The 13,847-nt window shown below is 67.0% G+C and carries 10 protein-coding genes; 2 read left to right on the forward strand and 8 right to left on the reverse strand.

Features of this window, described 5'->3' with window-relative positions; genetic code table 11:
• Positions 1–41: 41 nt before the first annotated feature.
• Positions 42–3,101 carry a TonB-dependent receptor domain-containing protein gene (locus ACO227_RS13530; protein WP_423602346.1) on the reverse strand — a complete coding sequence of 1,020 codons (3,060 nt, stop codon included), beginning with the start codon at positions 3,099–3,101 and terminating at the stop codon, positions 42–44.
• Positions 3,102–3,450: 349 nt separating this feature from the next.
• Here ACO227_RS13530 and ACO227_RS13535 point away from each other — a divergent pair, with 349 nt between their 5' ends.
• Together ACO227_RS13535 and ACO227_RS13540 are read left to right on the forward strand one after the other, a co-directional pair.
• Positions 3,451–5,313 (forward strand): putative bifunctional diguanylate cyclase/phosphodiesterase, encoded by a 1,863-nt coding sequence (locus ACO227_RS13535; protein ID WP_423607356.1) that lies wholly within the window; start codon positions 3,451–3,453, stop codon positions 5,311–5,313.
• Positions 5,313–7,178 (forward strand): CHASE4 domain-containing protein, encoded by a 1,866-nt coding sequence (locus ACO227_RS13540; protein WP_423602347.1) that lies wholly within the window; start codon positions 5,313–5,315, stop codon positions 7,176–7,178. Before ACO227_RS13535 ends, ACO227_RS13540 begins: the two co-directional genes overlap by 1 nt.
• Here ACO227_RS13540 and ACO227_RS13545 read toward each other — a convergent pair.
• From ACO227_RS13545 to ACO227_RS13575, 7 genes are all read right to left on the reverse strand, one after another.
• Entirely contained in the window at positions 7,175–8,335 is a 1,161-nt protein-coding gene (locus ACO227_RS13545; RefSeq protein WP_423602348.1) for an SET domain-containing protein-lysine N-methyltransferase, read from the reverse strand. The two genes, ACO227_RS13540 and ACO227_RS13545, sit on opposite strands and share 4 nt — an antisense overlap.
• A gap of 86 nt (positions 8,336–8,421) precedes the next feature.
• A complete protein-coding gene (locus ACO227_RS13550; RefSeq protein WP_423602349.1) occupies positions 8,422–9,141 on the reverse strand; it encodes a 3'(2'),5'-bisphosphate nucleotidase CysQ in 720 nt (239 codons plus the stop codon).
• A 35-nt stretch (positions 9,142–9,176) separates the two neighbouring features.
• A complete protein-coding gene (locus tag ACO227_RS13555; protein WP_423602350.1) occupies positions 9,177–9,344 on the reverse strand; it encodes a hypothetical protein in 168 nt (55 codons plus the stop codon).
• 37 nt (positions 9,345–9,381) lie between these two features.
• On the reverse strand, positions 9,382–11,295 hold the full coding sequence (gene cysN, locus ACO227_RS13560; protein ID WP_423602351.1) for a sulfate adenylyltransferase subunit CysN: 1,914 nt from the start codon (positions 11,293–11,295) through the stop codon (positions 9,382–9,384).
• Positions 11,295–12,191: a sulfate adenylyltransferase subunit CysD gene (gene cysD / locus ACO227_RS13565; protein ID WP_423602352.1), complete on the reverse strand. Its 897-nt coding sequence runs from the start codon at positions 12,189–12,191 to the stop codon at positions 11,295–11,297. The genes cysN and cysD overlap by 1 nt, the downstream gene beginning before the upstream one ends.
• A 92-nt stretch (positions 12,192–12,283) precedes the next feature.
• Positions 12,284–12,445 (reverse strand): hypothetical protein, encoded by a 162-nt coding sequence (locus ACO227_RS13570; protein ID WP_423602353.1) that lies wholly within the window; start codon positions 12,443–12,445, stop codon positions 12,284–12,286.
• Between the two features lie 75 nt (positions 12,446–12,520).
• Positions 12,521–13,846, reverse strand: a complete 1,326-nt coding sequence (locus ACO227_RS13575) for a UDP-glucose dehydrogenase family protein (protein WP_423602354.1) — start codon at positions 13,844–13,846, stop codon at positions 12,521–12,523.
• Position 13,847 lies beyond the last annotated feature (1 nt).

Genomic DNA, 13,847 nt, shown 5'->3' on the forward strand with positions numbered 1-13,847 from the left:
GCGGCCCGGGAAGATCGGCCGCGCGCCCGTTGATCAGCCGGTCAGAACGAGAAGCCGGCCGACAATTTGATCGTCCGCGGCGGTCCTTCCATGTTGTACGCGGCCGGATTGCGCTTCCCGGTCGTCGCGTTGAAGCTGGCGAAATTGTGGTCGTCGAACAGGTTGATGATGTCGATGCGGAACCGCAGCCGTGCTTCCTCGCTGAGAAACTTGATCGGCACATATTTCGTCGCCGACAAGTCCATCTGGCGATAGCCCCACAGGTCGCCATTGCCCTCGGTCTTCGTCGAGACGATCGTCCGCTGCGGCGGGGTGCCTGCGGTGTGGATGAACGTCGCGAGATATTTGGGCGACGCGATCTGGAACTTGCCCGCCAAGGTGATGCCCATCGGGATATCGCCCGTGGCGGCGATCACGAAGCGGTGCTTGCGCGTTCCGGTCGCGGTGATCCAGGGATAGTCGTCGATGCTCGGGAAATCGAGCGCGAAGACCTCGCCGAGCTGCCGGTTCTCCTCGGCATCGGTGAAGGTGTAGGTCGCGTCGACGCTCCACGGCGAAGCCTTGGTGTAGCGCTTGGTGAGCTTGAAATAGGCCGTGTTCGCCTTCGTCTCGATCCCGTTGGTGCCCAGGATGATGCTGCCGAAAGGCGCAGGCCCGAACCCGAACGGCGAGTCCGGGTTGCCGGACGGCGGGAAGAAGGTGCCGTCGGGCCGGCGGTTGCCGAGCACATAGGCGAAGCCGTCCTTGCTCTGGACGTAGCTATAGCCGACCTCGAGGTCGAGAAGGTCGAAATTGCCCCGCACGCCGAGGCTGAACTGGTCCGAATAGGGCACCTTCAGGTCGTTCTTGATGAAGCGCAGCTCCCGGCCGGCGCCGACCGGCAGCCCCGCGATTAGCGCGGCGCGTCCCTCGGGCGTCAGATAGGCCGGATTCCAGGCGATGCAGGTTGCGCTCGGCGTGCAGACGTTGAGCGCGTCGCCCGGATTGTTGAAGTTGAAGGTGCGGTTGGCGAACAGCCCCTGCGCCAGCTCCTGCTGGATGAAGTCGAACTGGGTGCGGTCGTAGGAACGGCCATAGCCGCCGAACAGCACGAACCGCTTGTCCGCATCGAGCGCATAGCTGAAGCCGATGCGCGGCTGCCATGCGCCGGTGAACGCCTTGCGCTCCTTGCCGGTCGAGATGAAGTCGTCGATGTCGAAATTGGCGTTGGCCAGGTTCATGTACGGCGGCGTGACGGTGCCGTTCGGCGCGGTGTAGGACGCGCGGCCGGCGACGAACTCCGCGATGGCCGGATCGTGCACATAGTCGAGGAACGCCGGGGTGCGCTCATAATCCCAGCGCAGGCCGAGGTTGAGCGTCAGGCGATCGGTGACCTCCCAATCGTCCTGCGCGTAGATGCCGAACTGGAAATTGTCGGACACGATGTTGGGGTCGCCATTCCCCACCGGGGCGGCGAACTCCATGCGATAGGGGATCTCGTCGTTGAACGTGCCTCCGCCCGGATTGTAGTTCACATTGTAGGTGAAGATCGGATTGACGCCGTTCTGCGTATTGGTGTTCAGCGTGATCCACTTCGCCTTCACGCCGACCTTGAAGGTATGGCCTTCGAAGCCGGTGTAGGTGAAGTCGTCCGAGACCTGCCAGCCCTTCTGGCCCTTCTCCTGGAAGTTCCGGCCGGCGCCTGTCACCAGAATGTCACCGCGCCGCGTGCCGGTGAGGGGCGGGGTGTTCGGCACCGTCGCGTTGAATCGCGAGACATTGCCGAATTCGACCGGCCGCGGGTTCCAGGTCACGTCTTCATAGGCGACCTTGAGATCGTTGACCCAGGTATCGCCGGTGTGCTCCCACCGCGCCAGGCCGCGCCACTCCTTGACGTTCGCCAGGCCGCGCGTGTTGAACGCGTTGATCCCGGTGTTGAACTGCTCGCCGGTCTCGTCGCGATACTTGAGCGAGAATTCGAACAGGTCGCGCGAGGTCGGCGTGAAGTTGAGCTTGCCGAAATAGAGGTTCTCGTTGAACGTCTCGTTCTGCGGTCCGAAAAGCTGCTGATATTCGGTCGGGAAATAGCTCGGCGCCAGGTCGAGCCCCGGAATCACGTCGCGGGCGCGGACGATGCGCTTGCCCTCATAGGTTCCGAAGAAGTGCAGCACGTCCTTGATGATCGGCCCGCCGAGCGCGCCGCCGAACTGCATGTCGCGGGTCTTGATCTTCTCGATATGCCGGGGGAAATTCTCGCTCGGCATGCGATCGCGCAGATCCTGGTTGGTGAAGTCGAAGAACGCTTCGCCGTGGAACTCGTTGGTGCCCGACTTGGTCACCGCCGTGATCGCGACCGAGCTGACCTGGTCGAACTCCGCCTTGTAGTTCGAGCTGATCACGCGATATTCGCCGACCGCGAGCTGCGGGAAGGGGTTGCCCTGAGTCGAGTCCTGGCCAGTGACGCCGCCCTTCAGGACATAGTCCTTCTGCCCGATGCCATCGATGAAGATGTTCACCGCATTGGCGCCCTGCGCGCCGCCGCGCAGGCTGGTCTGGTCGCTCTCGTTGGTGACGAACTGCACGCCGGGCGCGAGATCGGCGAACGACATGAAGTTGCGGTTGGTCTGCGGCAGCTGCTCGATCAGCCGCTGCGAGATGTTGCGGCCGACCTCGCCCCCCTCCATCGAGCGGATGCGGCTGCCGGTGATGATGATCGCGTCGTCCGCGCCCTCAGCGATATCCGGCTGCGAGAAATCGAAATCGAGCACGGCATTCTGCGCGACATTGAGCTTGAACTCGTCGGTGCGGCGCACGCCGCTGGGCGTGGTGAGTTCGAGGCGGTAGTTGCCGACGGGGAGCGAGACGAACTGAAAGCCGCCATCCGCGTCGACGGTGGACGTGCGCGTGAAGCCCGTGTCGACATTGACCGCGGTGACTTGCGACACGCCGCCTTCGGCCTTCACCGTGCCGCGCAGCGAGGCATTCGATACCTGCGCATGGGCAGGGGCGGTGGCGCCGATGGCGAGCGCGGCGGCGCCGCTCGTCCAGGCAAGCGCGACGGCGGCCGCGCGAACCCGCGAACGCCCGACGAAATCGGCTTTGGTGATGTGGAGCAACTTCACTGCATCCCCCCTGCGGTCGGTGACAACGTTTACCTTCGCCGCCGTCTCCGCTTCGGGAAGCGACTCGGCGGCGCGCTTTTATGTTCTTTGCGCGAAAACTGTAACCGGTTTCATTAAGTCCCGGTAGCCACCGGACATGAGGTGAACGTTCCCAATGTCATATCGCCGTCATGGTGTTGCTCGCGGGTAACGCTGGCCCCGTGGCAGTGCCCGGAGCTGGATGGGCCGTGCAGGGTGCGCGCGCGGCGCGTTAACCCTTTTACGGCCCCTTAACCCTGTGTGCTTACGCCATCCAATCTGAAGAGGGGAGCTCGCCTTGCGCATTCTGATCGTGGACGACGAGCCGGGGATGCACGAATCCTACCGCCAGTGCTTCGGCGGTGCGAGCCGCGAGCAGGGCGCGATGCTCGACGCCATGGCGGCGGAGCTGTTCGGCGAGGGCGAGGCGGCTGCCCATCGCGAGGAAGCGGTCGAGTTCGACACGGTCCATTGCATGCAGGGCATCGAGGGCGTCGCGGCGGTCGCGAGCGGCCTCGAGCGCGGCGAACGCTTCGCGGTCGCCTTCATCGACATCCGCATGCCGCCGGGGATCGACGGCAAGGAGACCGCGAAGCGGATCCGCGCGCTCGATCCCGACATCAACCTCGTCATCGTCACCGGCTTCTCGGACTTCTCCCCGCTCGAGATCAGCCGCGCCGCAGGGCCGGCCGACAAGATCTTCTACATCGCCAAGCCGTTCCAGGCCGAGGAGGTGGTGCAGACCGCGACCGCGCTGGGCAAGCGCTGGCAGGTCGACCGCGAGCTGGCGGCGGCGATGCTGCTGCTCGAGGAGCAGAAGGCCGAGCTCGCCGCCAACGAGAGCAAGGCGACGCATCTCGCCAACCACGACAGCCTGACCGATGCACCCAACCGGCTCGCCTTCATGCGCGCGCTGACCGATCATGTGCGCGGGCCCGACGTCTTCGCGATGGCGATGATGGATCTCGACCGGTTCAAGCTGGTCAACGACACGTTCGGGCATCTCGCCGGCGACGAGCTGATCCGCATGGTCTGCGGCGTCGTGCGCGAAACCACGCAGGATGCGGTACCGGGGGGCGGTTTCGTCGCGCGGCTCGGCGGCGACGAGTTCGCGGTGCTGATCAAGGTGACCGGCGAGGACGAGGCGGTGATGGCGGTCGAGCGACTGCTGCTCGCCTGCGCGACCACCTTCACCGTGTTCGGCCATTCGGTGCAGGGCTCGGCCTCGGCCGGCCTGGTCATCGTCCAGCCGGGCATGCAGCACGACCCGATCGACGTGATGCGCCGCGCGGACCTCGCGCTCAACGAATCCAAGAAGGCGGGCCGCGGCGTGGTGCGCGTGTTCGACGAGAGCATGGACGAATCGATCCGCTTCCGCCGCCAGATCGAGGGCGGCCTCAGCCAGGCGATCGCCAATGGCGAATTGCGCCTCATGTACCAGCCGATCGTCGCGCGCGACGAGATGGAGGTCGTCGCGTTCGAGGCGCTGCTGCGCTGGAACAGCCCCGAATACGGCCATATCTCCCCGGGCCTGTTCATCCCGATCGCCGAGGAATCGAACCTGATCCACGAGTTGGGCGACTGGGTGCTCGACGAGGCGCTGGCGATCCTCCGGCAATGGCCGGGGCAATATGTGTCGGTGAACTTCTCGCCGCGCCAGTTCCGCCGCCAGAATTTCGTCGGCCATGTCGTCGAGCGCGTGCAGCGCGCCGGGATCGAGCCGGGCCGGCTGCAGATCGAGATCACCGAGACCGCGATCTTCGACGATGCCGAGCGCGCCGCCGACACGCTCTATCGCCTGCGCCAGATGGGCTTCCGCATCGCGCTCGACGATTTCGGCACGGGCTATTCCTCGCTGTACAACATCCGCAAGTTCGCGCTCGACTGCCTCAAGATCGACAAGAGCTTCATCGACGGCATGGGCAAGGAGCGCGAGAGCGCCGCGATCGTCCATTCGATCATCCATCTCGGCCGCGCGCTGGGCATGGAGGTGGTGGCCGAGGGCGTCGAGACCGAGGCGCATTTACAGGCGCTGCAGCTTGCCGGGTGCAGCCATTACCAGGGCTATTATCTCGCGCGGCCGCTGGAAGCCGAGGACGCCGCCGAGCTCGCGCACGAGCGGTTCATGGCGCCGGCCAAGCCCGGTCCCGTCCAGGTCGAATTGGCGGTGCCGGGCAACGGCACCGAGGGTTGATGCCGGGCCTCCGCGCAGCGATCGTGCGGCTGCGCCGCCGCGTTCCCGTCTCGCTCGGCGCCAAGCTGGTCGCGATCCTCACCGCGGTCGCGCTGGTCGGCGCGGGTGCGGTGACGCTGCTGCTCGCGCTCGTCATCACCCCCGGCTTCGACCAGCTCGAACAGGCGGCGGTCGACGCGCATGTCGAGCGCACCCGCGCGGCGCTGGCCGAATATGCCTCCAAGGTCGAGGCCTCGGTGCGCGACTATGGCGACTGGAACGAGAGCTACGAATATATCCAGGCGCCGAACAAGGCGTTCGAGGAGGATAGTTTCGCGGCCTCCGCGATGATCAACCTCGGCGTCAACGGCATGGCCTATGTGGCGCCGCAGGGGAAGGTCGTGATCGCGCGCTGGCTCGACATGGAGACCGGCCGCGACGTGCCCGAGATGCGCGCGCGCATGCTCGGTGCGATCGCGCGGATCGACCTCGCCCGGGTGCTGGCCAACGACAATTCGGCGAGCTTCTACGTCCGCCTGGGCGACCGGATCGCGGCGATCGGGGTCGCCCAGGTGCGCCGCACCGACGGCAGCGGACCCGTGCGCGGGCACGTCGTGATGGCGCGCCTGATCACCTCGCAGCAGCTCTCGACCTTGCTCCAGCTCAAGGCGGTGCTCGACGTGCCGCACCCGGTGCCCGACGCGACCGTGATCCGGCACGAGCATGCGCTCGCCGTGGCGGTGCCGGTGCGCGGCGCCGACGGCACGCCGGTCGCGAGCGCCACCTATCAGGTGCCGCGCGACCTGTCTGCGCTCGGACGCAACATGCTGATCCTCGCGGTCGGCGGGACGATCCTGCTGCTCTTGATCGTGATGGCGGTGCTGAGCCTGATGATGGCGCGGCTGGTGCTGCGCCCGCTCCACCGCGTCGAGCGGCACATGGGCGTGGTGCGCCGCTCGGGCAACCTGCTGCCGCTCACCGATGCGCCGCGCGGCGACGAGATCGGCAGCCTCGTCACCAACTTCAACGCGATGCTGAGCCAGCTCAAGGATCTGCGCGAGCAGGTCGAGGTGCAGTCGTTCGAGCTCGGCCAGTCCGAAAGCGCGGTCGCGGTGATGCACAATGTTCGCAATGCGCTGAACCCGGTGAGCACGGTGCTGAGCCATAGCCTGATGCCGGCGCCGGTGGCCGACCGCGCACTGCTCGACCGCGCGCTCGCCGAACTGGCCGACGAGGGCATCCCCGCCGCGCGGCGGCAGAAGCTCGCCGCCTTCCTCGCCGCCGCGCTCGAGAGCGAGGCACGGGCGCGCGCGGAACGCGACGCGCAGATGGAGATCGGCCGCGAGGCGCTCCACAATGTGCTCGAGATCATCGGCCGGCAGCAGGAACAGGCGCATGAGCGTCCGCCGCTCGACAGCTGCAACGTCACCGACATCGTTGCGCGCAACGCCACGATCGCGCGCTATTCGGGAGGCAGCTCGATCGCCTTCCACTTCCCGTCCAAGCCGCATTGGGTGATGGCCAACCGCGTGCTGCTGAGCCAGGTTGTCGGCAACCTGTTCGCCAACGCGGCCGAGGCGATCGCCGCGACCGGGCGGGAAGGGGGCACGATCTCCGTCAGCATCCGCGAGATGGAAGGCAAGGTCGAGGTGACGATCCGCGACGACGGCGAAGGCTTCGACCCGGAGACCGCGGCGAAGCTGTTCCAGCGCGGCTATTCCACGCGCGCGCAGAAATCGGGCGGGCTCGGGCTGCACTGGTGCGCCAATTCGATGGTCGCGATGGGCGGCAGCCTGGCGCTGCGCAGCGACGGCAAGGGCCAGGGCGCGCGCGCGGTGCTGACGCTGCCGGCGTCGGATGCAGCGCGCGAGGGGATGGCCGCTTAGGCGACCGACGACCTCCAGTGGAGGTGGCCGGACGGCGCCACGTCATCCTTCCGCCGCAGGTAGGGCGCGACGAGGTTGCGGGCACGGAAGAATTCCTGGCGGTCCGGGTCGAGCGTGTCGAAATTGCCGATCACGCGGCGGCATTTCTCCGACCGGCACTGGCAGATCATATGCCAGTTCGACTGGGCGAGCGTGGTCGAATAGTCCCAGCTGATCTCGTCGCCCGCCGTGATCGGCCGCAGCGCGACCAGGACCACCCCGTCCTCGGTGAAGCGCAGCCCCGCATTGGGGTCGCAGCTGTGATTGACCAGATCGTCGAGCTGGCCCGACGGACCCATGTAGTGATCCGGGGTGACCTGGACGAAGCGGTCGTCGCTGCCGCGCATCAGGCTCGGCACCTCGGTGACGTGGAAGCGGCGGCCGGTGAAGCGCATCAGCTCGGCGCCCTCGGCGAAGCGGCAGGTGGCGTAGACCGCCTTGCCGAGATGGTTCTCGCCCACCGCGAACAGGTTGCGCGACGGGCGGTAGCGGTCGAGGATCAGGAAGCGCCCGCGCTTCCAGCCGAGCGAGCGCAGCGGGTTGATCGTGGCGAGCCCGATCATGAACCAGATGCTGGCGTGGCAGGCGAGCTCGACGAAGATATAGGCGAACTCGTCGAACCCGGTGCCGCCTGCGCGGGCCGCGACGAGGAGGGTGGCGAGGTCGCCCAAGGTCCACAGGCCCCAGGCCGGCGAGCGTTCGCGGCCACGGTCCTTCCACACGCCCGCCCAGGTCGGCCAGAAGCTCACGGGCACCGCGGCGACCACCAGCATGTGCGCCCAGAATGCCTCGCGGAACGCGACCCAGATGATCAGCGCGGCCAGGCAGGTCGCCATGCACACCGACTCGACATTGGTCGGGGGCGCCCAGTTGGAGCGGCGCCACAACGCGATCGTGACGACGATGCAACAGGCGGCGGAGAGCAGGAACACCCAGCCCTGCGGCGAGCCGGGATTGACCGCGTGGTAGGTCAGCGCCTCGATCGCGGCGGATGCGCTCCAGATAAGCCAGGAGGCGCGGTTGGGCTGGACGATCTCCCGCCGCATGCCGAGCAGATAGACGGCATAGGCCGCGAAGCTGAATCCCATCGCCAGCACGAACCAGAAATCGGTCGTCATCAGCCCCCCTTGCCAAGGGGCCGTTTACCTTATCCGGTAAGCTTCGTCAAAGCGCGACTCGTGCTGAGTCCGCGAGTCGTGGCGATTCACAGCTCGTGCTTGGCAACCAGTTCCAGGATCGGAGCGGCCAATTCCCTGCGACAGATCAGCAGGTCCGGGAGGCTCGATCCGGGCTGATTGTAGACCAATGGCGAGCCGTCGATGCGCGAGGCGTGGAGCCCGGCGGCGAGCGCCACCGCGACGGGGGCGCAATTGTCCCACTGATGCTGGCCGCCCGAATGGAGGTAGACTTCGGCCTCGCCGAGCACGACCGCCATCGCCTTGGCGCCGGCCGAGCCCATGCCGACCGTTTCCGCCGGAAGCGCCTGCGACACCGCGGCGCACAGCGCGCTCGGCCGGGTGCGGCTGACCAGCATGCGTGGCGGCGACATCGCCGGCCGGAGCGCGGGCGGCGCGTCGCTCGTCAGCGTGACGCCGCGGCGGGGCAGGGCGACCGCGCCGATCGCGGGTGCGCCGTCGATCGCGAGCGCGATGTGCACCGCCCAGTCGTCGCGCCCCTCGGCGAACTCGCGCGTGCCGTCGAGCGGATCGACGATCCACACGCGGCGCGACGCGAGCCGCGCGGAATCGTCGGCGGATTCCTCCGACAGGATCGGGTCGTCCGGCCGCGCCGCGCGCAGCATGTCGAGGATCAGGCGATTGGCCTCATGGTCGCCGCGCGCGCCGTCGGCGTCCTCGGCCTGGATCTGCAGCAGCAGCTTGCCCGCGGCATCGGCCACGGCATGCGCCAGGCGCGCATCATCCATGGGCGGCTCCGTTGCCGGTCGTGAACGAAGGGAAGTCAGCGGCGGCGCTGGAGTTCGCGGCGCTTGGCCCTCGCACTCCCCGCCATGCGCAATCTTCGCCAGTGCGCCTTATGGCGATAGACGAGCGCGGCCGCAGCCGCGCCGGCGAACAGGGTGGCGAGCATGCCATAGGCAATCCACTCGCGGACCTCGAGGTCAGCCAAAACTCAACTCCACTAACCGACGCGGCGAACATGCGCGTCAAAGCACCGGAGACCAGATACCGACGATATGTTCGATGATCAATTCCGCAGCTTCCTCCGGGGTCGTCCGCGTGGTGTCGATCCGGATTTCCGGATTCAGCGGCGTCTCGTAGGGGCTTGAAATGCCCGTGAAATTGGCGATCTCGCCGGCGCGAGCTTTTTTGTAGAGCCCCTTCACGTCGCGCCGTTCGGCTTCCTCGATCGGCGTGTCGATATGGATTTCGAAGAACTCGCCCTCCGGCATCATGTTACGCACCATCTCGCGTTCCGCACGGAACGGCGAGATGAAGGCGGTGAGCACGATCAGGCCCGCATCGGCCATCAGCTTGGCGACCTCGCCGACGCGGCGGATATTCTCGACCCGGTCGGCGTCCGAGAAGCTCAGATCGCGGTTGAGCCCGTGGCGGATATTGTCGCCGTCGAGCAGGAAGCTGTGCTTGCCCATCGCGTGCAGCTTCTTCTCGACGAGGTTGGCGATGGTCGACTTGCCCGACCCCGACAGGCCGGTGAACCACAGCAGCCGCGGATGCTGGCCCTTTTGCGCGGCATGAAGGTCGCGGGTGATCTCGACCGCCTGCCAGTGGACGTTCTGCGCGCGGCGCAGCGCGTTGCGGACCATCCCCGCGGCGACCGTCGCGTTGGTCAGCTTGTCGATCAGGATGAAGCCGCCCAGATCGCGGCTCTCGACATATGGCTCGAACACGATGCCGCGGTCGGTCGCGATCTCGGCGATGCCGATATCGTTGAGCTCGAGCGTCTTGGCGGAGAGCTTGGCCAGCGTGTTGATGTCGATCGCATGCTCGGGCTCGCGCACCATCGCGCTCACCGTCTGCGTCCCGAGCTTGAGCCAGTAGCTGCGGCCGGGGAGCAGCGGCTGCTGGTCCATCCACACCAACGTCGCGCTGAACTGATCGGCGACCTGCGGCGGGTCGCCCGCTGTGGCGATCACGTCGCCGCGCGAACAGTCGACCTCGTCGGCCAGCGTCAGCGTGACCGACTGGTCGCGGCCGGCCTGGTCGAGATCGCCGTCGAAGCTGACGATGCGCCCCACCGTCGTGGTGCGGCCCGAGGGCAGGATGCGCACCGCGTCGCCCGGCTTGACCGTGCCGCTGGCGATCGTCCCGGCGAACCCGCGAAAGTCGAGATTGGGCCGGTTGACCCATTGCACCGGCATGCGGAAGGGCTGCGCCTCGCCATCGTCGCCGACGGGCACGGCCTCGAGATGCTCGATCAGCGCGGGGCCGCGATACCAGGGCGTGTTGCCGCTGGGGCCGGTGATGTTGTCGCCCTTGAAGCCCGAGATCGGGATGGCGGTGAAGTCGTCGATGCCGATGCCGGTCGCGAACTCGCGATAGTCGGCAACGATGTCGCCGAACACCGTCTGATCGTAGCCGACCAGGTCCATCTTGTTTACCGCGAGCACGATGTGCCGGATGCCGATCAGGTGCGCGAGATAGGAGTGGCGCCGCGTCTGGGTCAGCACGCCCTTGCGCGCGTCGATCAGGATCACGGCGAGGTCGGCGGTCGACGCGCCGGTGACCATGTTGCGCGTGTACTGCTCGTGGCCGGGGGTGTCGGCGACGATGAACTTGCGCTTCTCGGTCGCGAAGAAGCGATAGGCGACGTCGATCGTGATGCCCTGCTCGCGCTCGGCGGCGAGGCCGTCGACCAGCAGCGCGAAGTCGATCTCCTGCCCCTGCGTGCCGACGCGCTTGCTGTCGGCCTCCAGCGCGGCGAGCTGGTCCTCGAAGATCATCTTGCTGTCGTAGAGCAGGCGTCCGATCAGCGTGGACTTGCCGTCGTCGACCGAGCCGCAGGTGATGAAGCGCAGCAGCGACTTGGACTGATGCTGCGCGAGATAGGCGCCGATGTCGGACGCGATCAGCGCGTCGGGGCGGTAGGAGGAGGTCATCAGAAATACCCCTCCTGCTTCTTCTTCTCCATCGACGCGGCCTGATCATGGTCGATCGCGCGGCCCTGGCGCTCGCTGGTGGTGGTGAGGAGCATTTCCTGGATCACGTCGTCGAGGGTCGCCGCCTCGCTCTCGACCGCGCCGGTCAGCGGATAGCAGCCGAGCGTGCGGAAGCGGATCGAGCGCTCGACCGGGATCTCGCCCGCGAGCGGGAAGCGGTCGTCGTCGACCATCAGGATGAGACCATCACGCACCACCGTCGGGCGCGGCGCCGCGAAATAGAGCGGGACGATCTCGATATTCTCGGCGCGGATATATTGCCAGATGTCGAGCTCGGTCCAGTTGGAGAGCGGGAAGACGCGGATGCTTTCGCCCTTGGCCTTGCGCGCATTGTAGAGCCGCCACAGCTCGGGCCGCTGCGCCTTGGGATCCCAGCGGTGGCTGGCCGAGCGGAAGCTGAACACGCGCTCCTTGGCGCGGCTCTTCTCCTCGTCGCGCCGCGCGCCGCCGAACGCCGCGTCGAAGCCGTATTTGTCGAGTGCCTGCTTCAAGCCCTCGGTCTTCCACATGTCGGTATGCAGCCCGCCATGGTCGAAGGGGTTGATCCCGCGCGCCTCGGCCTCGGGGTTGCGGTGGACGAGCAGCTCCATCCCCGCCTCGCGCGCCGCCCGGTCGCGCAGCGCATACATGTCGCGGAACTTCCACGTCGTATCGACATGGAGCAGCGGGAAGGGCGGCGGGGCGGGGTAGAAGGCCTTCTTGGCGAGGTGGAGCATCACCGCGCTGTCCTTGCCGATCGAATAGAGCATCACCGGGCGCTCCGCCTCGGCCACGACCTCGCGCAGGATATGGATGCTCTCGGCTTCGAGCCGGGCAAGATGGGTAAGCGACTGCATGCGCGCCGATCTAGTCACACGAATCGCGCGCTGCGATCTAGATAAAGTTTAGCCCCCACCAGCCGGGGGCGGGGCGGGATCCAGGCCCGGGATCAGGCGGCGCGCTTCTCGAGCTGCCAGCCGCCGGGGCCCTTGATCATGGCCGCGCCGCAGCCCCTGCACCGGCCATGGTGGTGGCGGCTGCCGATGACGACGCTGCTGCGGTCACGCTCATGATAGCCGAGCGCACAGCGCGCGAGCTGAACGATGTCCATGTTGACGCCAATCCTTCGCTGGGACGGAAGCCGCCATACGATCCGAATCTTTCGAATTGAGGACAGCGCAATTCGTCAGGCGTTGCCCTTCTGGTGCGGCTTGCCGACGCCGACGAGCTCGAGCCCGGCACGCTGCGCTTCGGCACGCGTGTAGATGTTGCGCAGATCGATCAGCAGCGGCCGCTTGAGCAGCGACTTCATGCGGCCGAGGTCGAGCGCGCGGAACGCGTCCCATTCGGTGACGATCACCAGCGCGTCGGCATCTTCGGCAGCGGCATAGGGGCTGGCGGAGAATTCGACGTCATTCAGTACCTGCTTGGCCTGCTCGACGCCCTCGGGGTCATAGGCCTTCACCCGCGCGCCCGCATCCTGCAGCGTCTGGATCACCGCGATCGACGGGGCGTCGCGCATGTCGTCGGTGTTGGGCTTGAAGGTGAGGCCGAGGATCGCGACGGTCTTGTCGCGCACTTCGCCGCCCATCGCCTTGATGACCTTGCGGCCCATCGCACGCTTGCGCTGGTCGTTGACCTGCACCGTCGCCTCGACGATGCGCAGCGGCGTCTCGTTGTCGTCGGCGGTCTTGAGCAGGGCCAGCGTGTCCTTGGGGAAGCACGAGCCGCCATAGCCGGGGCCCGCGTTCAGGAACTTGCGGCCAATGCGGTTGTCCATGCCGATGCCGCGCGACACTTCCTGCACATCGGCGCCGACCTGCTCGCACAGGTCCGCGATTTCGTTGATAAAGGTGATCTTGACCGCGAGGAAGGCGTTGGCGGCGTATTTGATCAGCTCGGCGGTGCGGCGGCCGGTGAACAGCAGCGGCGCCGACTGGTTGAGCGAGAGCGGGCGGTAGATGTCGCGCATCACCTGGCTCGCGGCTTCGTCCTCGCTCCCTACGACGACGCGGTCGGGGCGCTTGAAGTCCTCGATCGCCGCGCCCTCGCGCAGGAATTCGGGGTTGGAGACGACCTTGATGCCCTTGTCCGGCGCGATCCGCGCGACGATGCGCTCGACCTCGTCGCCGGTGCCGACCGGGACGGTCGACTTGGTGACGATCACCGCCGGCCCTTCGAGCGCGGCCACGATCTCCTCGGCGGCGGCGAAGACATAGGACAGGTCGGCATGGCCGTCGCCGCGGCGGCTCGGCGTCCCGACCGCGATGAATACCGCGTCGGCGCCCTTCACGCCTTCGGCCAGATCGGTGGTGAAGGAGAGGCGTCCCGCCTCGACATTCGATGCGACGAGCTCGGCGAGGCCCGGCTCGTAGATCGGCATCACATTCTGGTGGAGCAGCTCGATCTTGCGCGCGTCCTTGTCCACGCACACCACGTCATGCCCGAAATCGGAGAAACATGCCCCCGACACGAGGCCGACATAGCCGGTGCCGATCATCGCAATGCGCACG

Origin of the sequence: Sphingomonas sp. MS122, from assembly GCF_049532975.1 — a bacterium.
Lineage (GTDB): Bacteria > Pseudomonadota > Alphaproteobacteria > Sphingomonadales > Sphingomonadaceae > Sphingomonas.

Coding starts and splice junctions, on each gene's coding strand:
- ACO227_RS13535 (WP_423607356.1), top strand. CDS start 3,451: ATGCACGAATCCTACCGCCAGTGCTTCGGCGGTGCGAGCCGCGAGCAG.
- ACO227_RS13540 (WP_423602347.1), top strand. CDS start 5,313: ATGCCGGGCCTCCGCGCAGCGATCGTGCGGCTGCGCCGCCGCGTTCCC.
- ACO227_RS13545 (WP_423602348.1), bottom strand. CDS start 8,335: ATGACGACCGATTTCTGGTTCGTGCTGGCGATGGGATTCAGCTTCGCG.
- ACO227_RS13550 (WP_423602349.1), bottom strand. CDS start 9,141: ATGGATGATGCGCGCCTGGCGCATGCCGTGGCCGATGCCGCGGGCAAG.
- cysN (WP_423602351.1), bottom strand. CDS start 11,295: ATGACCTCCTCCTACCGCCCCGACGCGCTGATCGCGTCCGACATCGGC.
- cysD (WP_423602352.1), bottom strand. CDS start 12,191: ATGCAGTCGCTTACCCATCTTGCCCGGCTCGAAGCCGAGAGCATCCAT.
- ACO227_RS13570 (WP_423602353.1), bottom strand. CDS start 12,445: ATGGACATCGTTCAGCTCGCGCGCTGTGCGCTCGGCTATCATGAGCGT.